Annotated in this window: 22 protein-coding genes; 7 read left to right on the plus strand and 15 right to left on the minus strand. The window is 66.7% G+C overall.

Annotated elements, in window-relative coordinates; translation table 11 throughout:
- Positions 1-186 precede the first annotated feature (186 nt).
- From D892_RS43030 to D892_RS0136620, 12 genes are all read right to left on the minus strand, one after another.
- Positions 187-4,596 (minus strand): HAMP domain-containing protein, encoded by a 4,410-nt coding sequence (locus D892_RS43030; protein ID WP_232236252.1) that lies wholly within the window; start codon positions 4,594-4,596, stop codon positions 187-189.
- A gap of 40 nt (positions 4,597-4,636) precedes the next feature.
- The gene (locus D892_RS43035) at positions 4,637-5,056 is read right to left on the minus strand and encodes a response regulator transcription factor (RefSeq protein WP_051499337.1); all 420 of its coding nucleotides are present in this window, start codon (positions 5,054-5,056) and stop codon (positions 4,637-4,639) included.
- A gap of 171 nt (positions 5,057-5,227) precedes the next feature.
- Positions 5,228-5,803 (minus strand): hypothetical protein, encoded by a 576-nt coding sequence (locus D892_RS0136570; RefSeq protein WP_024806004.1) that lies wholly within the window; start codon positions 5,801-5,803, stop codon positions 5,228-5,230.
- Positions 5,804-5,980: 177 nt separating this feature from the next.
- The gene (locus tag D892_RS0136575; protein WP_024806005.1) at positions 5,981-6,526 is read right to left on the minus strand and encodes a hypothetical protein; all 546 of its coding nucleotides are present in this window, start codon (positions 6,524-6,526) and stop codon (positions 5,981-5,983) included.
- Positions 6,523-6,945: a hypothetical protein gene (locus tag D892_RS0136580; protein WP_156959853.1), complete on the minus strand. Its 423-nt coding sequence runs from the start codon at positions 6,943-6,945 to the stop codon at positions 6,523-6,525. The genes D892_RS0136575 and D892_RS0136580 overlap by 4 nt, the downstream gene beginning before the upstream one ends.
- A 99-nt stretch (positions 6,946-7,044) precedes the next feature.
- Positions 7,045-7,392 carry a hypothetical protein gene (locus D892_RS0136585; protein WP_156959854.1) on the minus strand — a complete coding sequence of 116 codons (348 nt, stop codon included), beginning with the start codon at positions 7,390-7,392 and terminating at the stop codon, positions 7,045-7,047.
- 283 nt (positions 7,393-7,675) lie between these two features.
- Positions 7,676-8,095: a hypothetical protein gene (locus D892_RS0136590; protein WP_024806008.1), complete on the minus strand. Its 420-nt coding sequence runs from the start codon at positions 8,093-8,095 to the stop codon at positions 7,676-7,678.
- Between the two features lie 147 nt (positions 8,096-8,242).
- Positions 8,243-9,058, minus strand: coding sequence for an SAM-dependent methyltransferase (locus D892_RS0136595; protein ID WP_036567736.1), 816 nt, complete (start codon positions 9,056-9,058; stop codon positions 8,243-8,245).
- A 463-nt stretch (positions 9,059-9,521) separates the two neighbouring features.
- Complete coding sequence (locus D892_RS0136600) at positions 9,522-9,962, minus strand: MarR family transcriptional regulator (protein ID WP_036567739.1); 441 nt, start codon at positions 9,960-9,962, stop codon at positions 9,522-9,524.
- Between the two features lie 144 nt (positions 9,963-10,106).
- On the minus strand, positions 10,107-10,382 hold the full coding sequence (locus D892_RS0136610) for a hypothetical protein (protein WP_024806011.1): 276 nt from the start codon (positions 10,380-10,382) through the stop codon (positions 10,107-10,109).
- 26 nt (positions 10,383-10,408) lie between these two features.
- Complete coding sequence (locus tag D892_RS0136615; RefSeq protein WP_024806012.1) at positions 10,409-11,020, minus strand: hypothetical protein; 612 nt, start codon at positions 11,018-11,020, stop codon at positions 10,409-10,411.
- A gap of 74 nt (positions 11,021-11,094) precedes the next feature.
- Positions 11,095-11,379 carry a hypothetical protein gene (locus D892_RS0136620; protein WP_232236253.1) on the minus strand — a complete coding sequence of 95 codons (285 nt, stop codon included), beginning with the start codon at positions 11,377-11,379 and terminating at the stop codon, positions 11,095-11,097.
- A gap of 262 nt (positions 11,380-11,641) precedes the next feature.
- Between D892_RS0136620 and D892_RS47335 the strand changes: the two genes are divergently transcribed.
- From D892_RS47335 to D892_RS43045, 4 genes are all read left to right on the plus strand, one after another.
- Positions 11,642-13,027, plus strand: coding sequence for a hypothetical protein (locus D892_RS47335; protein WP_156959855.1), 1,386 nt, complete (start codon positions 11,642-11,644; stop codon positions 13,025-13,027).
- Complete coding sequence (locus D892_RS0136630; protein WP_024806015.1) at positions 13,024-13,848, plus strand: NAD(P)-dependent oxidoreductase; 825 nt, start codon at positions 13,024-13,026, stop codon at positions 13,846-13,848. The genes D892_RS47335 and D892_RS0136630 overlap by 4 nt, the downstream gene beginning before the upstream one ends.
- 36 nt (positions 13,849-13,884) lie before the next feature.
- The gene (locus tag D892_RS49320) at positions 13,885-14,295 is read left to right on the plus strand and encodes a DUF397 domain-containing protein (protein WP_024806016.1); all 411 of its coding nucleotides are present in this window, start codon (positions 13,885-13,887) and stop codon (positions 14,293-14,295) included.
- A gap of 162 nt (positions 14,296-14,457) precedes the next feature.
- On the plus strand, positions 14,458-15,069 hold the full coding sequence (locus D892_RS43045; protein ID WP_024806017.1) for an NUDIX domain-containing protein: 612 nt from the start codon (positions 14,458-14,460) through the stop codon (positions 15,067-15,069).
- Positions 15,070-15,082: 13 nt separating this feature from the next.
- Here the strand turns inward: D892_RS43045 and cyaB are convergent, their stop codons facing one another.
- Genes cyaB through D892_RS0136655 form a run of 3 tightly spaced genes read right to left on the minus strand, consistent with a single transcriptional unit; the run spans position 15,083 to position 18,693 of the window.
- Positions 15,083-15,640 carry a class IV adenylate cyclase gene (gene cyaB, locus D892_RS43050; RefSeq protein WP_024806018.1) on the minus strand — a complete coding sequence of 186 codons (558 nt, stop codon included), beginning with the start codon at positions 15,638-15,640 and terminating at the stop codon, positions 15,083-15,085.
- Between the two features lie 55 nt (positions 15,641-15,695).
- On the minus strand, positions 15,696-16,697 hold the full coding sequence (locus tag D892_RS43055) for an aldo/keto reductase (protein ID WP_051499341.1): 1,002 nt from the start codon (positions 16,695-16,697) through the stop codon (positions 15,696-15,698).
- Between the two features lie 19 nt (positions 16,698-16,716).
- The gene (locus D892_RS0136655; protein ID WP_198037079.1) at positions 16,717-18,693 is read right to left on the minus strand and encodes a radical SAM protein; all 1,977 of its coding nucleotides are present in this window, start codon (positions 18,691-18,693) and stop codon (positions 16,717-16,719) included.
- A gap of 456 nt (positions 18,694-19,149) precedes the next feature.
- On the opposite strand from D892_RS0136655, the gene D892_RS0136660 reads away from it, so the two are divergent.
- From D892_RS0136660 to D892_RS0136670, 3 genes are all read left to right on the plus strand, one after another.
- The gene (locus tag D892_RS0136660; protein ID WP_024806020.1) at positions 19,150-20,601 is read left to right on the plus strand and encodes a hypothetical protein; all 1,452 of its coding nucleotides are present in this window, start codon (positions 19,150-19,152) and stop codon (positions 20,599-20,601) included.
- Complete coding sequence (locus D892_RS0136665) at positions 20,598-21,605, plus strand: o-succinylbenzoate synthase (protein ID WP_036567741.1); 1,008 nt, start codon at positions 20,598-20,600, stop codon at positions 21,603-21,605. The genes D892_RS0136660 and D892_RS0136665 overlap by 4 nt, the downstream gene beginning before the upstream one ends.
- A 506-nt stretch (positions 21,606-22,111) precedes the next feature.
- A complete protein-coding gene (locus D892_RS0136670) occupies positions 22,112-22,969 on the plus strand; it encodes an SAM-dependent methyltransferase (protein ID WP_024806022.1) in 858 nt (285 codons plus the stop codon).
- Positions 22,970-23,062 lie beyond the last annotated feature (93 nt).

Consider the following 23,062-nt stretch of genomic DNA (forward strand, 5'->3'; position numbering starts at 1 on the left):
AGCGACTCGTCCGCCGTCGGCAAGGGACAGTCGAGGGACACCGGTTGCCGCAGAGCCACATTCGACCCGAGCCCGATGACGACCGGTCACAGCAGCACCGCATGCGGCAGACATCCGGGGCGACAGCCCACGAGTCGAGAGGGGTGTCCGCCGTCGACAGGGGACAGTCGAGGGGCAGCGGAACCTTCAGGTGCCCTGCGGCGGCAACACCGCGTCGAGGGTGTCCACGGCGTCGGGGTCGGCACCCTTCGGGGTGCGGGACAACCAGCGGTCGATGCAGCCGAGCAGCTCGTCGGGGTCGACCGGCTTGGTGATGTAGTCGCTGGCGCCGGAGGCGAGGCTCTTCTCGCGGTCGCCGGACATGGCCTTGGCGGTGACCATGATGATGGGCAGCCGGTCGAAGCGGGGCATCCTGCGGATGGCGGCGGTGGTGGCGTAGCCGTCCATCTCCGGCATCATCACGTCCATCAGGATCACGTCCACGTCCGGGTCCTGCTGCAGGGCCTCGATCCCCTTGCGGCCGTTGGCGGAGTGGTCCACCGCCATGCCGTTGAGTTCGAGAATGCCCGCGATGGCCAGGACGTTGCGCGCGTCGTCGTCGACCAGCAGGACCCGCCGCCCCTGCAGGCGCGGATACCCGGTGCGGCGGGCGGGCACGACGGCCTCGGCCTGTGGCGGCTGGGCCGACAGCAGGATGAACCGCTCGCGGAACTCCTCCGGCGACGCCAGCAACTCCACCCCGTGGGCGCGGGCGGTCTCCTCGATCCGCCGCGACCGTTCGGCATCGAGCCCCCGCACCGGATGCGCCAGCATCGGAACGCCCTGTCCCGCCGCGGCCCGCAACGTGTCCAGGAACTGCGGTGTGCAGACCTCCAGGCTGGCATCCACCAGCACGCACTGGCACGACGCCACCGCCTCGAGCGCTTCGCGGGCCGTCCCCACCGACTCGATCCGCACGGGCCCGGCGGTATCGGCGAGCTCGGCCACCACCGCATCCACCAGCCGGGTCAGCGGCCGCTCGCCGGGGTCCTCGACCACCAGCGCCGACCGGGCCACCGACTCGGGCTGGGTGCGCGCTTCGGCGGGCGCCTCCAGCTGCGGCTGGATCGGCAGGTACAGCGTGAACGTACTGCCGACATCGAGGCTGCTCTCGGCGCGGATGTCGCCGCCGAGCAGATTGGCCACCTGCCTGCTGATCGACAGGCCGAGCCCGGTGCCGCCGTACCGCCGGCTGGTGGTGCCGTCCGCCTGCTGGAACGCCGCGAAGATGGTCTCCAGATTCTGTTCGGCGATGCCGATCCCGGTGTCGCACACCGAGAATGCGATCCGGTCTCCCCGCCGTCGCACCTCCAGCCGGACCCGGCCCTGCTCGGTGAACTTCACGGCATTGGACAGCAGATTGCGCAACACCTGACGCAGCCGCTGCTCGTCGGTATCGAGGTGGGTGGGCACGTCGCCGGCCACGTCGACCTCGAAGGCGAGACCCTTCTGAATGGTCAGCGGCTGGAAGGTGGTCTCCACGTAGCCCAGCAGCTGCCGCAGTGGGACGGGCTCGGTGCGGATGTCCATCTTGCCGGCCTCGACCTTCGACAGATCGAGGATGTCGTCGATCAGCTGCTGCAGATCCTTTCCGGCGGACTGGATCACGCGCGCGAACTCGACCTGCTTGGCGGTCAGGTTCCGGGTGGCGTTCTGCGCCAGCACCCCGGCCAAGATGAGCAGGCTGGTCAGCGGAGTGCGCAACTCGTGCGACATATTGGCGAGAAACTCCGACTTGTACTTCGACGCCAGCGCCAGCTGCTGGGCGCGCTCCTCGATCTCCTGGCGCGCCTGCTCGATCTCGAAATTCTTCATCTCGATGTCGCGGTTCTGCCGGACCAGCAGCTCGGCCTTCTCCTCGAGCTCGGCGTTGGACTGCTGCAACTCCCCGGCCAGCCGCTGCGACTCCTCGAGCAGCGAATCGGTGCGCGCGTTGGCCATGATCGTGTTGGCGTTGACGCCGATGCTCTCCATCAGCTGCTCCAGGAAGTCGCGCTGCACCGCGGTGAACGTGCCGAAGGAGGCCAGCTCGATCACGCCGAGCACCTGGTCCTCGAACACGATCGGCAGCACGATCAGGCTGGCCGGGCGGCCGGCGCCCAGACCCGAGGAGATCCGCACGTAGTCCAGCGGCGTCTGCTCGACCACGATCGCCGTCTTGGTCTGTGCCACCTGCCCGACCAGCGACTGCCCGAGGTCGAAGATCGTGCCGTCCTCGTTGCGCCCGTACCCGGCGATCAGCCGCAACCGCTCGTGCCGGCCGTCGGCCTCGATGAAGAAGAACGCACCGTACTGCGCGCCGACCAGCGGGGTGACCTGGTTCATGATCAGCTGGGCGACGGCGCTGAGATCGCGGTGGCCCTGCAGCCGCCCGGAGATCCGCGCCAGGTTGGTGTTGAGCCACGCCTGCTGCTCGTTGGTGCGGGTGGTCTCGCGCAGCGACTGCACCATCGCGTTGATGTTGTTCTTCAGTTCGGCCACTTCGCCCTTGGCCTCCACCGAGATGGACCGGGTGAGATCGCCGGTGGCGACGGCGCTGGTCACCTCGGCGATGGCACGCACCTGACGGGTGAGGTTCCCGGCCAGCTCGTTGACGTTCTCCGTCAACCGTTTCCAGGTCCCCGACACGCCCTCCACCTCGGCCTGGCCACCGAGCTGGCCCTCCTTGCCGACCTCCCGCGCCACCCTGGTCACCTCGGCCGCGAACGACGACAGCGTGTCCACCATCGTGTTGATCGTGGTCTTCAGCTCGAGGATCTCGCCGCGGGCGTCGACGTCGATCTTCTGCGACAGGTCACCGCGCGCGACGGCGGTGGTCACCTGCGCGATGGACCGCACCTGGCTGGTCAGGTTGCCCGCCATCGAATTGACGTTGTCGGTCAGGCTCTTCCAGGTGCCGGCGACGTTCGGCACGCGGGCCTGCCCGCCGAGCATGCCCTCGGTGCCGACCTCCCGCGCGACGCGCGTGACCTCGTCGGCGAACGCCGACAGCGTGTCCACCATCGTGTTGATGGTCTGCGCGAGCGCGGCGACCTCGCCCTTGGCCTCGACGGTGATCTTCTGCGACAGATCGCCTTTCGCGACGGCGGTGGCCACCTGCGCGATGGAGCGGACCTGATCGGTCAGGTTGTCGGCCATGACATTCACCGACTCCGTCAGGCCCTTCCACGTCCCCGACACCCCCTTCACGTCCGCCTGGCCACCCAGCCGCCCCTGGGTGCCGACCTCCCGCGCCACCCGCGTGACCTCGTCGGCGAACGACGACAGCGTGTCCACCATCGTGTTGATGGTTTCCTTCAGCTCGAGGATCTCGCCGCGGGCGTCCACCCGGATCTTCTGCGACAGGTCGCCGCGCGCGACGGCGGTGGTCACCTGGGCGATGGAGCGGACCTGATCGGTCAGGTTGTCGGCCATGACATTCACCGACTCCGTCAGGCCCTTCCACGTCCCCGACACCCCCTTCACATCGGCCTGGCCGCCCAGCCGGCCGTCGGTGCCGACCTCCCGCGCGACGCGCGTCACCTCGTCGGCGAACGAGGACAGCGTGTCCACCATCGTGTTGATGGTGTTCTTCAGCTCGAGGATCTCGCCCTTCGCCTCGACGGTGATCTTCTGCGACAGATCACCTTTCGCGACGGCGGTGGCCACCTGCGCGATGGAGCGGACCTGGTCGGTGAGGTTGGCGGCCATGAAGTTCACCGACTCGGTCAGGCTCTTCCAGGTCCCCGAGACGCCCAGCACCTGCCCCTGGCCGCCGAGCCGGCCCTCCGTGCCCACCTCGCGGGCCACCCTGGTGACCTCGTCGGCGAATGCGGACAGCTGGTCCACCATCGTGTTGATGGTGTTCTTGAGCTCGAGGATCTCGCCCCGCGCGTCGACCGTGATCTTCTGCGACAGATCGCCTTTCGCGACGGCGGTCGTGACCTCCGCGATGGAGCGGACCTGCGCGGTGAGGTTGCCCGCCATGATGTTCACCGATTCGGTGAGATCGCGCCAGGTGCCCGAGACGCCGGGCACCTGCGCCTGACCGCCCAGCCGTCCCTCGCTGCCCACCTCGCGGGCCATGCGGGTGACCTCGTCGCCGAACGCCGACAGCTGGTCCACCATCGTGTTGATGGTGTTCTTCAGCTCCAGCAGCTCGCCCTTGACGTCGACCGTGATCTTCTGCGACAGATCGCCTTCCGCGACCGCGGTGGCGACGCCGGCGATATCGCGCACCTGGGCGGTGAGGTTGTCGGCCATCGCGTTCACCGAGTCGGTGAGGTCCTTCCAGGTGCCCGACAAACCGGGGACCGACGCCTGGCCGCCCAGCTTGCCGTCGGTGCCGACCTCCCGCGCCACCCGGATGACCTCGGTCGTGAACAGCGCCAGCTGATCGACCATGCCGTTGAACACGATGGCGATCTCGTCCAGCACCGGATCGCCCACCTGCGGCAGGGAACGACCGAAGTCGCCGTCGCGGACGGCCTTCAGACCGTCCAGCAGTGGTTGCAGGCGCTCGTCGTTACCGCCCACCCGCCGCTCGTCGTCGCCACCCGCCCGCCCTGTGACCGCCACGCCTTGGACCATCGGTTCCCGCCTTCGTCCCGAGTTCCGGTCACTGCCTGAGGTCGACATCGAAGCAGTCCTGTCCCGCGGCCACGCGGCGGATCACGACCAGCAGATCGTCGAACAGCCCCCTCTTGAGCATCAGGCCGGCGCCACCGACCTCGGCCACCCGATCGGCCATGGCGCGGTCGGCGTAGCCGGTGAACACCAGGACCCGCACGCCCGGGGAGGCCGCGAGCAGGGCCGGTATCGCCTCCACGCCGTCACCGTCGCGCAGCCGGCGATCCAGCAGGATCACGTGCGGGCGCACCCGGTCCACCGCGTCGACGGTATCGGCGACAGATCCCGTGCCCCCGACGATCTCGACGTCGTCGACGAGTTCGAAGGCGGACTCCAGGGCCACGGCGACCATCGGGTGATCCTCGGCTATCAGCAGCCGGATCACCTCGCCCGCCCGTTCGGATGACATGTACCGAAGTCTATGGCCGTTATCGGGTGTTGCCGCGAGTTTCCGGAAACAGACTTGGTGGTCGTGCCCAGCGGCCGGTTTCCTTCGGTACGCGCCGCCCCTACCCGTCGGCCGCGGCTCGCAGCACTGTCCCTGTGGGTGCGGCGGCGATCTGCTCACGCGTCTCGAATGTCACCTTGTCGTCCAAGCCCGATCACTCCTGTTCAGGTTCGTAGTCGGCGCGGGGCGCACGATCGGCGGGCAGCTGGTGCGGGCGACATCGGGAAGTATCGTCCCGGGAGTGGACGCGCGCTCCGGCAGCCGGGCAGTGCCGACGAGCAGGGAACTACGGGCCACGTCGTAGGCTTCGTACAGCTTCCCGAGCCGGGCGGCGTTGCCGTAATTGCTTCCTGTGCTGCTTTCGGCATGCGAGAGCATGGCGACATACGCCCTCGCGGCAGCCCATTCTCCGATCGTGTACGGGGAGGTCTGGGCCTCCCGGGCCGGGTTCAATGGCACAGTGGAGATGTGGCGGTCGATGGCGTGAATGCATCGTGCCGTCTCTGCCATCGCGGCGGCCAGCCGTTCGGCTGCGGCGGCCCGTGCGGCGGCGTCACCCGGATTGGGATCCATGAGTGTCGCCAGCGACGTGTATCGCTGTTGCTGGCATGGGTACATCGCGCGCATCGCGGTCGAGATCGGATCATCAGGATTGTCACCACGCATCGCTGTGGTCAGCTGAATCACGGTCGGCAAGGAATTCGTCATCGGGATATGTACTCCATGATGTCGGTCGCGGCCTGTTTCGGCTGAGCCGCGATTGTTTTGCAGGACAAGGGAATTACTCCTCTATCGACACCGTGTGTTCGTTGTCGGTCGCGATGGCCGTCGAGGGTCGTGATCCGTACGGCGGAACAGGCGGTTCGAGGGACGGCGGATCGGGGGTTACGTTGTATTCCTTTCTGTTGCATGGTTTTTCGTAGCGAGCTGCCGATAGAGGGCATATCCGTCGCCGGTCAGCCACCACACCGGCCTCACACGACCGTCGCGGTGGGCGGTACCGGTCTCGGCGAATCCGAGCATGTGCAGGACCATCAGTGTCCGGGCGACCGAGACGTGCAACCGTCCGCCGGTCAGGTCCGGCACCGACGCCGCGCGCACATTCGCCAACGCGCGCAACGTCATCCACTCGTCCGGCCGCCAGCAGGACAGATCGCTGATCACCGGTCGCGCCCGTCCACCCCGCTGCCTCGGCACGTCCGGCACACGTGCCGACCGTCCAAGCCGGTCCCCCCGGCCGTTGCACGCCCGACACCGGTAATCCAGGACACGCTGGCCGAGCTTGTAGTACGGCCAGCCGCAGACATACGAGAGCCGAAGACGTAACGGCCACCGATAGAAGCCGCCTTCGACCAGCGCGCCGAGTGCCCCGTATCCGAAATAGACGACCGGGACCTGCCCGGCGTACTCGAGCACGAGTCCGGCGATCATGTGTTGATGACCTCCCAGCGCCCGGCCATCGTGGGTTGCCATGCCGTCACACGGCACACGTACCCGAGGCCCTCGAGCGTCCCGAGACATCGCTGCGCGCCGGTCGTGGCACCACGCTCGCGACCGCCGACCAGTTCGACGATCGTCCGCGCGCCGTGCCGCAGATCCGACATGTGCCGCACCTGCGGGCGAGTGCGCTCCCGCCGACGTTCGGGTGCGCCGATGAGCTTGTGACCGTCGGCAGTGAGCGCGAAGGCGACCGTTTCCCGGAGCATGCCGCGCGAGGTCAGGCGCACCGCTGCCGCACGCACGGCCGCTGTGGGCCGACCCACTACCTTCGCGATGTCCTCGGCACTGCGGGCTCCATCGGCCGAGCACAGGATCCGCAATACCTCCCGGTCGAAACCACGCTCAGCCATGACGTCCACCGCTCTCCGCCCGGACGGTCGACTGCTCCAATCCCTCGACGATCTCGCTACGGAACCGGTTGAGGCCCATCGGATTCTCCGGCATTCCAGTCACCCTCTCCATGATTCGAGGGTCCGGCCGACCCGGTCGGTGATCTGTCGCACGACACCGCGCCGCTCCGGCACGGTCATGACCGAGCATTGCGTGACGGTCGGCGAGAACCGGCCGTTTCCGCAGCCGGTGCACCACTGGAGTTCGACCCGCCGCATCCACGACGGGATGCCGTCGGTCACGTCGTAGGCCGTGACACTGTAGGGACGCGAGCAGACGACGCAGTCGAGATAAGGTTCGGTTTCCGCGGCGACGATCACCGTTCGCCGCCTACCGATCCTGCCCATGAGGCCGATCACCTCGAACGGATGCGGGAATCCGCCGCGATCCAGCGGCGACTCGGGCACGGGCGCGGCACTCCGCGGCCGACGCGCCGGTCGGATCAGCGCGTTGGTGCCTCGGGCGATCAACAGATTGTGATTGCCTGTGCAGCAGTGTATTTCGACCGTCAGCCACCACGGGACAGCCTGCACCCGGAAGACGGTTACCGTCTGCGAGGCGGCCTCGGTCTCGTGAGGGCACTGCTGGCACGGCCCGTAGGTGTCCGCAGCGGTGCCGGTCAGGTAGACACCACCGCCCGTCAGGCCGCATGCCTCGGCGCCGTACCGAGCAAAACTGCGGGTATCGGCTCTACGCCATCGGATCATTCGGGAGTGCTCCAATTATCTTGTGGTGCCGTGTATTCGGTGATGAACCGATGACCGCCGCACCGACCGCGTCGTCCGTGCGTGTCGCGTCGGCAAGCGGCATCGGTGGCTCCCGGTAGTCGGACGGGCCGTATCCGGCCTCGAGATTCCTGGCGTGCTCGAGCCCTTGCGCTGTCAGCGTGCGTCTGCTCTCGCTGCGGCCGTCCTCGACCGTGACGTAGCCGCTGTGGACGGCGAACCCATGTCGCACCAGCCAGTTCAGGGTGGCGACAACACCATTGCGGCGCGGCTGGCCGAGCTGGTGGTACAGCTCGTCGGCCCAATGAGGTTCACCATCCTTCATGGCATCGAGAACCGCGCGCCGCAGCGGCGGCCACGGGCCTCGGCCCGGTTCGAAACTCACCTCGGTTCCTCCCTGACGTTCATCGGTCATTGAGACCGCCCCTTTCCCTTCCCCCGGCGCGCGCCGGGCCTCGGCGGCGAACTCGTGCTTGGCCAGCTCGCGCGTGATGGTGGTGACGATCGCTCGCTGGATACCGGTGTGTCCTGCTCACACTCGGTTGGTTGTCTCGCGTTTCGTGCACACCGCGCCGGACAGGACCAGCCGGGTATCGGAAAGGTCGCCGCCGAGCCACCGCTGGATCGGCGCGACGCCGGGAGCGTGGAGGTGGAAGCCGTCGCAGAATTCCTCCACCTCGTGAGCGTTCCGGAAGACCCATTCGGCAGGGGTGCCGCAGGTGGCGTCGGTGATCTGCTGTTTCAACTCGTCGTCGGTATCGGTGGAGGCATGCGTGAGCGCCAGCCAGCTGCCCGGGGCCATCGCCTGCCGGAATCGGGCGAGGATTCCGGCCGGGTCCTCGGTGTCGGTGAGGAAGTGCAGGACGTCGACGGCCAGCAGCGCGATCGGCTGTTTGCGGTCGAACCAGGGTGTGGCGCGCAGTCGGCCGATGACCTCGCCGGGATCGCGGATATCGGCCCGGATCACCGTCACGTGGGGTTCGTGGTCCCACAGCGCGGTCACGTGGGTGATCACCACGGGATCGAAGTCGACCACCGCCACACGCGCGGACCGGTCCACCTGGTGAACAGCCCGGTGCACGGTCGGCGCGAGGGGGAAACCCACACCGAGATCCACGAACTGCCGTATCCCGGCCTCGGCGGCGCGGCGCGCCGCGTCGGTGAGGAACTGCCGGCTGTGACGGGCCGCGGTGCGGGTGTCCGGCGCGGCGGTCAGTATCGGTTCGGCGGTGACACGATCGACCTCATAGTGGTCTTTTCCCCCGGCCAGATAGTTGCCCATGCGCGCCGAGGTCGGCATCGACGAATCGAGACTCGTCGGCGCTGGGCGAACCCCGGTGTTCGACATCCTTGTCGTTCCTTTCGCTCCCGGGAAAAGGCACGACACCGCGACATGCGGTGCCGGAACCTTGGTTCCCAGAGTCGGCTGTGTCCTCGTATTCGCAATCGCGCACCCGGCCGGAATCCGATAGCGGCATTGCGTGGTGGCGGCGCCCCATCATTCGGCGGATCTCCATCAGTGAGCGTTTCGCCGTACACGACGTCTCGGTATCGCCGTGGCCGGGCCAGCAATTGCGGTGGATACGCAACAGTTCGTCCACTACGTCCGGAGGCCGTAATTCCCACCAATGGAAGCGGCGGCCGTGACCGGCCCCATCGGTTACCGATCCCACCAGAATTCCCCTCCTCCCCACGTCGTGTCGTCACCACTCCCGTTCTCGAATCATCCTGTGCGCGTGCTTGTTCGGTCACAGCCGGTGCGGCCAGCGCACAGCATCGGTTACTACTGCCGCCACGGTCACGACCGCCGGTCACGGTCCGTCGGTGCCCGGTGTGGCTGTCCGGGCCTTGCGGGCACGGAGGCTGTCTTCGATGCGCCGTAGCTGAGTGCGTCCGGCAGTGGTGAGTTCCCACGCCGCGACCGGTGGACGGGGCGGCCGGGGACTGCCGGGTAGCTTTCTCTGCTGAATCAGCGCCTTCTGTCCGAGCACATCCAGGGACCACTGGACGGCCGCAGGACGGCGCGACAGCGCTGATGCGAGCGCGTCGACGGTCAGCGGCTTGCTGGCGCGGTGGAGTTCACGCAGCACCCGGATCTGTGGATACGTGAAGCCACACACCCGCCGGGGCAACGAGTGACCAAACATGGTGCGGAAGAACACCTTCCAGTCGATGGGATAGATATCAGTTGGTGGATGGCGGTAGCCGCCGAGAATGGTCGCGAGGCCAGTACGGCACGACATGCGGAACAAGCGCTGGAGTGGTCCACGCGGCAGCCGATTCGGCGTCGATCAGCGTGGAGTACGGCCCCCACACACCGGTCGGGCACGGACCGGAATGCCGGTCGCAGGAACCACTGACGGTCACCACCGCCCACTGCATGTAGTCGTCGGTACTCAATGGCCCCACCTCTCGATCGCACGCGGACGGCGGGGAGCCGGGGTGTGCTCGTCCCAGAACTCGGCGCGGATCGCATTCCACAACCGCTCCCACTTCGGTTGCCGCTCACGGGCATCGGCCAGATCGGTACCCGGCGGGAAGGTCACATCGATCACCGGGTTCTCGCGAGTGTCGTGCACAGTCATCACCTCGATCTCCCTGCTGGTGTCGTGCGTGGAACGCCACAACGCCTGCAATCCGTCGACCTCTGTCCAGTGCTCGCCGTCGCCCATACCGGAATCCCTGGCCGCACAACCGGTTACGTGGTCTCGGCCAGCAACGCGACACCACCGGCAGGCACGGCGTCGTCGGGCACCGGGATGCCGCGCTCGCGGGCACGTTCCTCGGCCGTGGTGACTTGCGGTACCAGCCGCCCGGCGGCCACCAACCGGCCGTAGGCGGTGGACTTACGCTGACAGCGCAGGACCGAACAGTCGATGTGCAACTGCATGTCCCGCGCTGCCTCGTCGACCGACAGCGGGTGATCGGGGAACCCGTGCGCGTCCGGGTCACGCAGCCTGGCCCGTGCCCACGTTTCGGGCGGGCACACGGTTTCGAGGTCGCACACCTCGCACACCCGCGCGGGCGAATGATCCACCGTGGTCAGGTCGAACACGACCAGAGCCGCCAGCGTCAGGTTCATGCCGATCACGAAGTTCAGGGCGAACCCGACCGGATCGGCCACGTCGACGGGAGGCCGCATGGTGTAGATGTACCGGTACCCCAGCACCGCCTCAGCGTGGCGGCGTAGCGCGACCGCGTGACGCGGCCCGTCCAGGCCCGACACGTCGGGACGCAACAGGCCGATCGATGCCGGCCGGGCGTCAATTGCCGTCTGCCTGCGTTGTTGTGCTGCTCGATCGTCGGTCATCGTTCCGGCCCCCGGGTCGATGGTGTGGTGCGGTAGGCCCGGCAGCCGGGGCCAAGACTCACAGCCTTCGAACATCACCGCACCTCCCGCCTTCGTGAGGTCCGGAAGATCCAGACATTCGTTCGCTCTGACTGCCTCTGCTGGGGCTCCCACGGAGCCTCCCGGATCGCCAGTCCAGCCGTCTCCATCGCAGTGAGGCCGACCTGACCGGCCAGGGCCTCAACCGCCGCAACCGCTTCGGCCGCCCGCATCGCCGCCGCCGCCTGGTTGATCGTCAAAGTCCGGCCCGGCAGGTAGGAGACCACCCAGCCGCCGTCACCCACACTCTTCGCTTGATGCTCGGTCTGATCGCTGGTCATCAACGACCCGCCAACTACGTGTACCGACATCTCGACCTACTTCCAGACTGTGGTCACCCCGAAAGGTGGGCCCATGCATATGTGCCTGCTCTGGTGGGTCTAAATCTTCAGTCAGAGATCCCGCTCATGGGCTGATCGTTCGGTGATCATTCGGTCATCGCTTGGTTATCGCACGCACCGTGAACACCATCGAATCCGTAGCCTGGGTGACACAACGACACGAACCATGCGATCCCTAACGTCGAGAGAGGACGTGTTCGCGGTGGACGATCAGGCAGCTCGTAACCGTCTGGAGCAGTTGGTCAAAAAGAAGCGACTCACGACCCGGGATTTTGTCGCCGCCTACAACGCGACCGCTGCCACGATCGCACCAAATGACAAGCTGGAAATCTCGTGGCCGCAGGCACGGCGCTGGATCACGGGTTCGCTGGTCAACCTTCCTCGCCCAATGTCGTGTCGCGTGCTGGAGGAGATGTTCAAGGACGAGGGCGTGCGAGTCGAGGACTTGTTCGGCAAGCCCGTTCCGGAACAACCAGCGTCTGTCCCCGAAGTATGCGTGCCCCTCCCCAGTACTCATCCGCGAAGTGTCGGAGGATGGGATGGCAACACAGGTTTCGGAGTACAGATCGAGGAGATGACCGCCATGGCGGCAGCAGAGTCCGCCGCGTTCGGAGAGTTCGCAGAGCAATCCAATGTCGGACCACACACACTTGAGCAGTTCCATGCCGATCTACGTCGCATTGTCCGCGCATACCCCAGCCGACCCATCGGCCCGTTGTTCCTGGAGTTGCGGATGCTGCGCGATCGAGCCTTCCGACTCCTAGAGGGACGCCAGCCGCCGGAGCTTTCCAAGGATCTCTATGTGATCGCCGGAACTCTCTGTGCCGTCCTCGCTAATGCGTCCTTCGACCTCGGAAACCTTCCAGCCGCCCAAACGCAGGCCCGCACCGCGTTCCTCTGTGGAGAGGTTGCCCAGCACAACGCTTTACGGGCATGGGTACGCGGACTTCAAGCTCTCATGGCCTACTGGGACGACCAGTACCGAACAGCCGCCGACCTCGCGGACCAGGGATGGGCGTTCGCGCCGGAAACAGGAACCGCACGAGTCCGGCTCGCCTCCATCGAAGCGCGAGCCCGCGCCCGGATGCGCGACCCGAAAGCCACTGAGACGGCGCTCTCCCGCGCAGCGGTGGCGCGCGAAACCATGCGTGGCCCCGACGAACCTGGCGGAATGATGGAGTTCCCGGTCGCCAAGGAGTTGTATTCCGCCGCCAACGCCCGGCTCTGGCTCGGTGGCAGCGCCAACCTCTCCGAAGCCGAACACCTTGCCGAGCAATCCCTTCAGCTCTACGAAGCCGACCAACTGGAACAACGGCGAATAGGCGAAATGTCCCTCGCCCGACTCGATCTCGCGGTTGCCCGGCTGAACAAGCGAGATCTCGATGGCGCCGCCATCCAGATCGAGGAAGTACTCGAAACCGGTGGACAACGCCGAATCGAAAGCGTCGGACGTCGACTCAACCAGATCAGTACTCAGCTCGAGCGGCCCTACTTCCAAACATCCACACTGGCGCTCGGGCTGCGCGATCGGATCAAAGACTCCCCGGTCACCAGTCTCCGCGCGCTCCAGCCCGGAGCATCGTCATGATCATCGCCCTCCTGCACCCGGGAAACATGGGCGCTGCAATCGGCGCGCGACTGGTCAAGGCCGGACACACCGTCCTATGGAACGATGAGAATCGAAGCGCAACAACGCTCCAGCGAGCTAACGCCGCCCATCTCACCGCCACCCACGACATCGGCGAACTTCTCGGTCAGGCCGAAGTCGTGTTCTCGATCTGCCCCGCGGCCGCCGCACCCGCAGTAGCCGAAACGGTTGCGCAGCACCAGTACTCGGGACTGTACGTCGACGCCAATGCCATCAGCCCGCAACAGATGCTCGAAATCACCGCCACGATGGGATCAGCACGCGTCGTCGATGCCGCAATCTCCGGGCCACCTCCTCGCGACACCCCTTCCGCGAAGCTGTTCCTCGCCGGGCCCGACCACGCCGTTGGTGTAGTCGGTCAGTTACTCGAGGACGCCGGACTGGATGCTGACCCGGTCAGCGAAACCATCGGTGCAGCAAGCGCATTGAAGATGGCGCTCATCTCCTTCCAGCGAACAGCCAGGCTGCTGGCCGCAGTAGCCCACGGACTCGCCGATGCCCACGGCGTCACGCACGCACTCGTGGCCGAAGCGACGAGGATCGGAGCCGACGTACTCGCCGACCGCGACGGTCTCTCCGGAGCCGCCGCGCGAGCTTGGCGGTGGAACACCGAAATGCACGAGGTCTCAACGACGCTCAAGTGCTCGAACTTGCCATCGGAGCTTGCTATCGCCTCCGAACAGCTATACGAGGCCCTGGTCGGCTACAAGGACGATTGGGCGGCCCCACCCGAACGGGTCATACAAAGCCTCAAGAAGTAAGCAGCTTCAACGGGGCCCAGTGCGCGGAGCAGGAGTTTGCCACACGATCGCATTGCATTTGTCCCGAAAGATGTTGGTGGGCAGATCGAGCGATGTCGCAGGCACTCGGCCGGGAAGCGACCTTGGTTCAAGTCCTCTCGATCGAATGAAACCCAATCATGCGTCGAGATCCGATTTGACGAAGAGACCGTGCACATACGCGACAGCAAATACACCGGCCCCGCCAGGGACCAGCCGATCGTCTCCGTGTCGTCGGCAGAATGGGCCACCTTCCTCGAACTTGCCCGGAGCACAATCTCCGGCGAGTCGGCCGAAGCCGTCACCACCACCGTCCACGACGACGGCGGAGCCACCGTGACCGGACAGGGCGCAACGTTGGTGTACACCGCCGACGAATGGGACGCGTCCACCAAGGGCATAGCGGACGGCGAGTTCGACATCAAATAGCACCGATACCACCGGCGAGCCCCGTTCTGACAGCTTGTCGCGGTCGATGCCGCATGTTGTTTCGGCGAACTGACGCTGCCGCACCCTGCTGACCCTGCCGCTTCCCTGCTACTGTGCGGCCCACGCTCCTGTCGTGTGCCGTCGAGTAGCCGTGGAGGGTTTGTGCCGCTGACCGATGACCCGAGTCGCCGGATCGTTCGCGACCTTGTGTCCGGTATTCACGCCGGTGACGCGATCGAGCAGCAGGCCAAGGACTTCGCGATGGACTGGATCGGTTCCGGAGCGCCGTTGTTCCGCACACAGCGCCCGGCCATCCCGGACCCGCATCTGTGCGTCAATGCCGTCATGCTGGATTCCGGCGCGGGAAAGCTGCTGCTCACCGATCACGTCAACGCCGAACGCTGGCTACCAGCCGGAGGGCACGTCGAAGACCAGGAAGATCCCCGTGACGCCGTCTTGCGCGAGGCTCGCGAGGAGCTGGGCATCGACCCGGCATTCCACCCGAGACACCCTGATGGTGCACCCGTATTCCTGACCGTCACCCAGACCTGGGGGCGACACATCCACACCGATGTGACGCTATGGATCCTGTTGGACGGCCGCGAGCACATGCCCCTGGTACGCGATCCCCGCGAGGCGCGGGAGTTGCGCTGGTTCGCTGTCGACGACCCCGATGAATGGGCTCACCCGGACCGCTTCGATCCGGCCATGTGCCGCTTCCTCGGCAAGCTCGCTACGCATGTGGATCTCCCCGCTGCCGGCGTGCTCCGCTGAGCGGTCGTGCAGGTCAGTGGTCGCGGTCGAGGAGCATGTGCGGGTAGCCGCGATTGATCGTGTCGCCGAGGTCGATTCCCAGGTCGGTGATGAATCGGTCGAGTGTCGCCGTGGCGTCGGTGACGTCTTCCGCGTCACCTTTGAACTCGAACTCGACGAAGTCACCTGCTGCGGCGACGTGGTCGATGACGATCTCGACCTCGGGAAGCCGCCAGGTTTCGCGTGTCTTGTCCACGGTGACCATCGGTGTGAAGTCCAGTGCGATGAGCAGACGTCGCACGGCTTCGGCGTCACCGACCGGTGTCTCGTACTCGTCGGCATGAGTTTTGACCCGAACGTCGACCGGGTGCCAGCGTTTGTAGTTCAGCGAGGCACCGTCGTCGGCGGTCCTCAACCGCAACCACTCCGAAACCGCCTCGGGGGCAAGGAAGTCACGATGCGGCGCGTTGTAGTAGGCGTCGATCTGCCGTCTGCTCGGACCCGCGGGTTTGGCACCGAGTTCTGCGAGTTTCGCCCGCAGCGGACCGGGATCGGGCAGGGCGTACTTCCTCTCGATTTCTATGTACTGCAATGGTTGTCACCCTTCAGTCGTTTCGGCTGCACCGGGGTGCAGCAGTGTGCGGATGTCATCGAACTCTTGTTGCGACAGTGGACGGTCGAGGCTGGATATGGTCGTGCGGATCTGGCCGGGGTCGCGGAACCCGACCAGTATCGGTGAATCCGGGGCATGGTGAACGACGTAGCCCACGGCAACACGAGCCAGGTCCGTGCGAGTGCACCCGAAGGCCGCGCAGAGGTGCCAGGCGCTGTCGCAGTTCACGCACCGCGACGGGGCGGAAGCCCGGATCACGCGAGCGATGATCACCGCTGCTGAACTGCCGATCCGGGTCGAGACGAGCTGTGACCAGCAAGCCTTGCCCGAGGGCCTGTTTGACGCAAATACCGACACCGTGGCGCTGCCCAAAGGTGAAGATGTCGGTTTCGCCTGGGCGATAGATCGGGCTGAGCAGGTTGTAGCGGGCGGTGAGTACGTCGGGACGAATAGCGTCGAACAGCTGCAAGAACCGGGCAGTCGCCGCTGCGTGCGGGCTGTTCCCGTGGGCCCATTCTTCGGCGAACACGTGTGGGGCGCGCATGCCGACCGCGCGGATGAGGCCGCGGGCGCGCAGATCGGCCAGCACGGTGACCGCCTCCGGCAGGTAGTGGTCGTCGGCGCCGAAGTCACTGCTGTGCACGGCGTACAGGTCGAGGTAGTCGGTGCCCAGGTTGTCCAGCGTGGACGCGAATCGACGCATGATCTGTGCCGCCGCGTACGGGTGCGTGCCGTTTCCGGAGTAGTAGCCGACCTTGCTCGACACGACGACCCGCGATCTGTCGATCGTGCGCAGCAAGGTGCCGAGGAGGCGTTCGCTGTGGCCCAGCCCGTACACGTCGGCGGTGTCGAACAGTGTGACGCCTTGTTCGTGGGCGGCCACCAGACCCGCGTACGCGGCGGTGGGGTCCACGTCGTCCCAGCCGATCGGGACGCCGTCGTTGGACGCCGGTCCGCCGATCGTCCAGCATCCGGCGCCGATCGCGGATACCTCGGTGTCGAGCCCGGCCAGCCGCCGCGTGGCAAGTCCCGGCATCGTCGTCCTCCTTCGGTGTTCAGGTGCCGCACGGGTCTGCGGAGTTGATCAGCGTCCACGTGCTCGTGTTCGCCCACCGGCGGTGTTCGCGGTCCAGCAGCTCGCGATGCTCCGCCGACAGTGCCGGCAGAACGTCGGCCAGCCCCCGTGCCATCTCCTCACGCAGGCCGGCGATCAGGGTGTCGGCGATCTCGGCGCATTCCAGCTCCAGCGCGCGGGGCTCGTCGTTGATGCCGATCCTCTCGAGCAGGTCGATCATCGAGCCCAGCAGCTGGTAGGCGGCGTGTTTGAGGACTCGCCGTATCCGCCGCACCAGATGGTAGGGGCGGGTGTCGCGGTCGAGGATCTTCTCCAGCGATTTCGCCAGGTAGTCCAAGGCGAAATTGCGGTCGATCCACAACTGGCCCCAGCGCGCGAGGACACCGATACGCCAGTCGGCGTATCGGGCAGCTACTCGGCCCATCGACGGATCCGGATCACCGGTCAGCCCCGCAGCGTGGACTTTGCGGGTGTAGGCCGCGCCGATCAGGCACTCCATCCCCACGAGCATGTAACTGATCGCGGTGTGGAACGGCTCACCCGTGGCGTGTGTGGCGACCCACTCCTCATTGCGGACGCCGTCGATGATCTCGGCGACGCTCAACTGCGGCTGCGCGTGCAGCAGCAGATCCGTGCGGCCCTGGAACGCGACGGTGGCCCGTAGTTCGTCCTCGTCCATCAGATGGTCGAAGGTGATGTAGGTGAACCGCGGTGGCACCCCCAGCGCCGTCAATGTCCGGATCGCCAACGCGTTCTGCCTTCCGGTCGTGTCCTTGTGGAAACGCTCCAGCACGCTGTCGACACCCGATTCCACACCGAACAGGCACCGGCGAAGCCCTCGCTCGACCAGGCCCCTCCACATGTGGCCACGGTCGATATGCCAGCCACGATCGCAGTCGAGCCGGACCGCCTGATCCACCCGGCACGAGGTCTCCCACCGAAACCCTTGCTGGGCTAGGGTATCCGCGACAGCCAACGCGCGAGATACCGCGTCCGCGTCCCGGCCGACGAATTCCTCATCCACCAGATACACCGTCCGGGTCACCTCCGGGTGCCGATCGAACACCGCCCCCATCTCCCGCAGAATCCAGGGCAGTGCTTGCGGGGCCGCACCCGCCCAGTGCCCCTTATGGCCGCGCGGGCAGAACGAGCACGACGACGTGCAGCCGCGAGACGACTCGAGTTGTGCCACACCCTTGCGCTCGAACGTCGGACCCAGCAGGTCGAGTTCGGGCCACATGTCGGTCTGCGTCCGATTACCGACCGTGGCGGTGTGCCGAGGCCGGCTCCCGATCATCAGCGTGCCCTCCCCGCGGGCCGCGCCCCGATACCCGATCCCGCGGACCTGGTCGATGTCGAGATCACCGTGCCAGCACGCCATCACATCCGCGATCGTGGCCTCCCCGGCACCACGGGCGACCAGGAGATCCGGATAGCGGTCCAGCAGCAGCCGTTCGTTACGCACTGCCAGTGATCCGCCCGCGAGGACCATCGGCGGCGAGGCCATCGCCGTCACCTCGTCCAAGACGCGTGTCGCCAGGTCGTGCTGCCCGAACGTCATCGACACCCCCAGCACGTCCACCCCCGCCCGGATGCGGTCGAGGATGTCCTCGACGGTGGCGCCGAGCTGCATGTCCATCAGCTCGACCTCGCCCAGCAACGATGCGCGAGCAGCGCGGGCCAGATCGGAGATCGCGAGCGAAAACCTCGGCAGCGGGAAGTATTCCGGATGATAGAGCGCCGCCAACAGCAGCCGCGGCCGTGTGAGCCGGTGGCGGCCGTAGTCGGTCACCGTCGCCGTCGTCAGCCACACGTCCGGGTCCGTGATCACCAGATGCCCGTGCGTCCATTCCGGCCAGACCCGGGAGCGATGCGGCTGCCCGGACAGATCCGCGACCGTCCACGAGCGGTCTTCACGTTCGATCAGCAGCAGCCGCCGCTCCAACGTGCCTGCCACGACGACCGCACGGTCTGCCCCTACCTGCTCGTGGACAACGCCACGTACGGCATCCGGCCGCGCCGGCGATACCCGCCACAATCCGGACGCTCCTCCGGCAGGTGAGCCGGTGACATCCTCGACGGCCCGCACTAGACGATCCCGGCCCGACTCGACGACCGTTGGTATTCTGAAACCTTCTGCACGGTCATGTTTTTCGCTCATCTCAACCCCCGTCGCGATCCGATGAAACCGGCCGCGCCGCCCAGCCCATCGTGTTGGATGTCGTGTTCATGTGCACTTCCTCCTTTCAATTCCACTGGCATCCAGCCGGTTTCGTCAGTAGCAAAGGTGTCCCGGTGCGACCGGTCGCCGGACGGGGGTCTCACTGGGGTCTCACAATCGAGTGAGACCCTTCACATCCGGTCGCCGGTGAGCGACGATCGTGGGTATCGAACATGTGCCGATGGGACGGACATGGACACAACCCAGCCCGGTAGCGGGGCCAACCCGCTGCTGCGAAAGCTGTTGGACGAGGCCGACCTGAGCAAGGGCGCACTCGCGCGTGCTGTCGTAGCCGCAGGCGCCGAACAGGGCCACCACGTGGGCACCAACACCACGTCGGTGACGCGGATGCTGGCCGGGGCACAGCCACACTGGCCGGTGCCGCGACTGGTCGCCCGAGCGCTGTCACAGCAGCTACACCGCGAGGTGAGCGTCACCGACTGCGGGTTCGCCGATCAGACCCCGGCCGAGGAGGACCCGCACGACGGCTTGCACTGCTCGGGCACACTGGAGCAGACAGTGCGCACCGTAGTGGAAATGTCAGGACGGGACATGAATCGACGCAGGTTCCTGCTGGGCTCGGCATTCACCTCCGCAGCCTTCGCCGAACCGGCCCTGTTCGCGCTCACCATCCCGCCCAGCCCGTCGGCGGCCCGATCAACAGGACCGCGAATCGGGATGCCGGACGTGGAAATCATCACCGAAACCGTCGCTCACCTGCGCCGCCTCGACCACCGGTACGGCTCCGGACGCGTCCGCCAGCAGATCATCGCGCTGCTCAACCGCGAGGCAGGCACGGTGTTGCACGGCAGCTATTCCGACAAGACCGGCAAGGCACTGCTCGGTGCTGTCGCCCAGGCGGCATGGCTGGCCGGGGCTACGTCGGCCGACGTCGGGCGCCACGCGCTGGCGCAGCGTTACTACATCCAAACCCTCAACCTGGCCATGAGCGCCGGGGACCGCCTCTACGCCGCGAACGTGTTGTCGCACATGAGCAGGATGGCCGTGCAGATCGGGCACGCCACAGCGAAAGACCGGCACCGAGTCGGCCACGCACGCCAAGCGGTCGCGTTGGCCCGCACCGGCCAGCAACTCGCCGGCCGGGCCGCCACTCCGGCGCTGACCGCGTTGATGTCGGCCGTCGAAGCCCGCGGGCTGGTACTGCTCGGCGACGGTGAAGCCACCGCGATCCGGCGGGCAATCCGGGCCGCCGAGCAGTCCTATGATCGCGTCCGACCCGAGACCGAGCCCACCTGGCTCAGCTTCTACACCGAAGCCGAACTGGCCGCCGATGTCGGTCGTTGCCTGAGCGCGCTCGGCGAGTCCGAGCAGGCCATTCACCATATCGGCCACGCTCTCGCCCAGTACGAGCCGTGGCGCACCCGTAGCCGCTGCTTCGTGCAGATCGACCTGTCGGCCGCGCACCTGGTCGGTCGCGACCATGAGCAGGCCGCCGCCTACGGCCGCGACGCCGTGCGCACCGCCACCCACGTCAGCAGCCAACGCAGCCACGACAAGCTGGCCACCCTGCGACGAAACCTCGGCCCCCACACAGGCGGATCACCCGAACTCGCCGACCTCGACCAGCGCATCACCCGCCTGCTGCCCACCGCATCCCGAAACGAGGACACCGTATCTCGATGACCACCGCCATCGACCCCGCCATCGACTGGGCCGCCGCCCGCGTATACGCCATCCCGATGCGCGCCCGCTTCCGCGGCATCACCATCCGTGAAGGCATGCTCGTCCCCGGTTCCCTCGGCTGGGGCGAGTTCTGCCCGTTCGCCGAATACGACGACCACGAAGCCGCGTCGTGGCTGGCCACAACCGTGGAGCAAACCAGTATCGGCTGGCCCGAACCGGTCCGCGACCGTGTCCCGATCAACGCCACGGTTCCCGCCGTCGGCCCGCAACGCGCACACGACATCGTCACAGCCTCGGGCTGTCGCACCGCGAAAGTAAAAGTCGCCGACCACCCCGAGTCGCTGTCAGAAGACCTCGCCCGCGTCGAAGCAGTCCGCGCGGCACTCGGCGCGAGCGGACACATCCGCGTCGACGCCAACGGCATATGGGACACCGATACCGCAGTCACCGCGATCCGGCAGCTCGACAAGGCCGCCGACGGACTCGAATACGTCGAACAACCGTGTCGCAGCATCGACGAACTCGCCGCCGTACGCCGCCAGGTCGACGTCCGGATCGCCGCCGACGAATCCATCCGCCGAGCCGAGGACCCGATGAAGGTCGCCGTCGCCGGAGCCGCCGACATCGCGGTCATCAAATGCACCCCGCTCGGCGGTGTCCGCCGCGCACTCCAGGTCGCCGAGGCGGCCGGACTGCCGTGTGTGGTGTCCTCAGCGCTGGAGACCAGCGTCGGTCTCGCCGCCCAACTCGCCCTCGCCGGTGCGCTACCCGAACTCGACTTCGCCTGCGGCCTGGGCACATTGAGCCTCCTCGACGGCGACACCGTGCCCGCCGACGCCTCGTTCCGCCCGGTCGACGGATACCTCCCCGTCCCGCGCACACCACCCACCCCGGACCCGGCTCTGCTGGACAAATTCCAGCTCACCGACCCAGACAGAGCGTCGTGGTGGCACGAACGATTGGCCCGCGTGCAGCGTGAGCTCGAGCAGCGAGGCAACCAGTAACGACTCTCAACCGTACGGGCTGCGAATGCCGCGAGCATTGATCGGGGAACTTGCCGCTGCCGCAGGCCCGGCAACCCGGACCACAGCTCGGCCTCCTCTGAGGCCCTGCCTCGAAACACTTCCGCCGCCAGTTTACGGCGTTGCTCGCACGGGCCGAACGAGATTCATGGCCCATGACGTTCAGTGGACGCTAACAGACCAACACGTGGCGAGGACGCCCGGTTTCCGGGCCTACCACGACCGGGTACCTCGCCTCGATCACTGGGTGTGTCTGCCGAGCCAGGTCGGTATATCCGCATGGTGACCGATCCCGAGCCGATCGTGCCGGTGCGACAATCCCCGCTCCGGGCCGAACAGGTCGCGTGCCGCGCTGCCAGTGGCAACGTCTCAGACGAGAGGACCGCAAGCAACGACGATCCATGAACCACGATAGAGTGATCAGTGCACGAAGGGGATTTCGCCGGGGCCAGTGCAGCCGATCCGAACGAATAACGGGGAGTAGATCCGTGTCCGTCGCCGACAATGGCCTGCCGATCGATCTGAGAATCGACAGGCCGCACCCGGCACGCATGTACGACTGGTACCTCAACGGCAAAGATCACTACGAGGCCGACCGGATCCAGGCCGCCAAGGTCGAACAGGCATTTCCGACCGTCAAGCTCGCCGCCTGGATCAACCGCGAGTTCATGCACCGCGCCACCACATTCCTCGCCCGCGCCGGGATCCGCCAGTTCCTCGACATCGGCACCGGCATCCCCACCGAATGGAACCTGCACCAAATCGCCCAGGCCCTCGCCCCGGACTCCCGCGTGGTCTACGTCGACAACGACCCCCTGGTCCTCACCCACGCCCGCGCTCTCATGAACTCCACGCCCGAAGGCCGCACCTCCTACGTCGAAGCCGACGTCACCACCCCCGACGACATCCTCACCGCCCCCGCACTGCTCAACACCCTCGACCTGAGCACACCCGTCGCGGTGAGCCTGGTGGCTCTGCTGCACTTCATCCCCGACAGCAAACACCCCTACGACATCGTCACCACCCTGATGGACGCCTGTCCCGCCGGAAGCTACCTCGTCACCAGCCACGCCACACCCGACTTCGACGCCGAAACCTTCGCGAAAATCACCGAGATCTATCAAGCAGGCGGCATGGACGCCCAATTCCGCACCCGCGAAGAGATCGAGCGCCTCTTCACCGGCCTGCAACTCGTCGAACCCGGAATCACAACGCCACACCGCTGGCACGCCGACATCGAGGTACCGCTGCCGAACAAACGCCCCCCTGAACCCAGCCATCCCGTCGATGCCACAGACCTGGACACACAAGTCGGCTTCTACGCCGGAGTCGCACGCAAAGGCTGAACCCACGGACCCTGCCGTGCGTCACGCGAGCACCCCGATGGCCTGATGGGGAGGTCCTCACCCGCTGCCGTGCGATCCACCGGCAGTACCAAA

The organism is Nocardia sp. BMG51109, from assembly GCF_000526215.1.
Taxonomy (GTDB): domain Bacteria; phylum Actinomycetota; class Actinomycetes; order Mycobacteriales; family Mycobacteriaceae; genus Nocardia.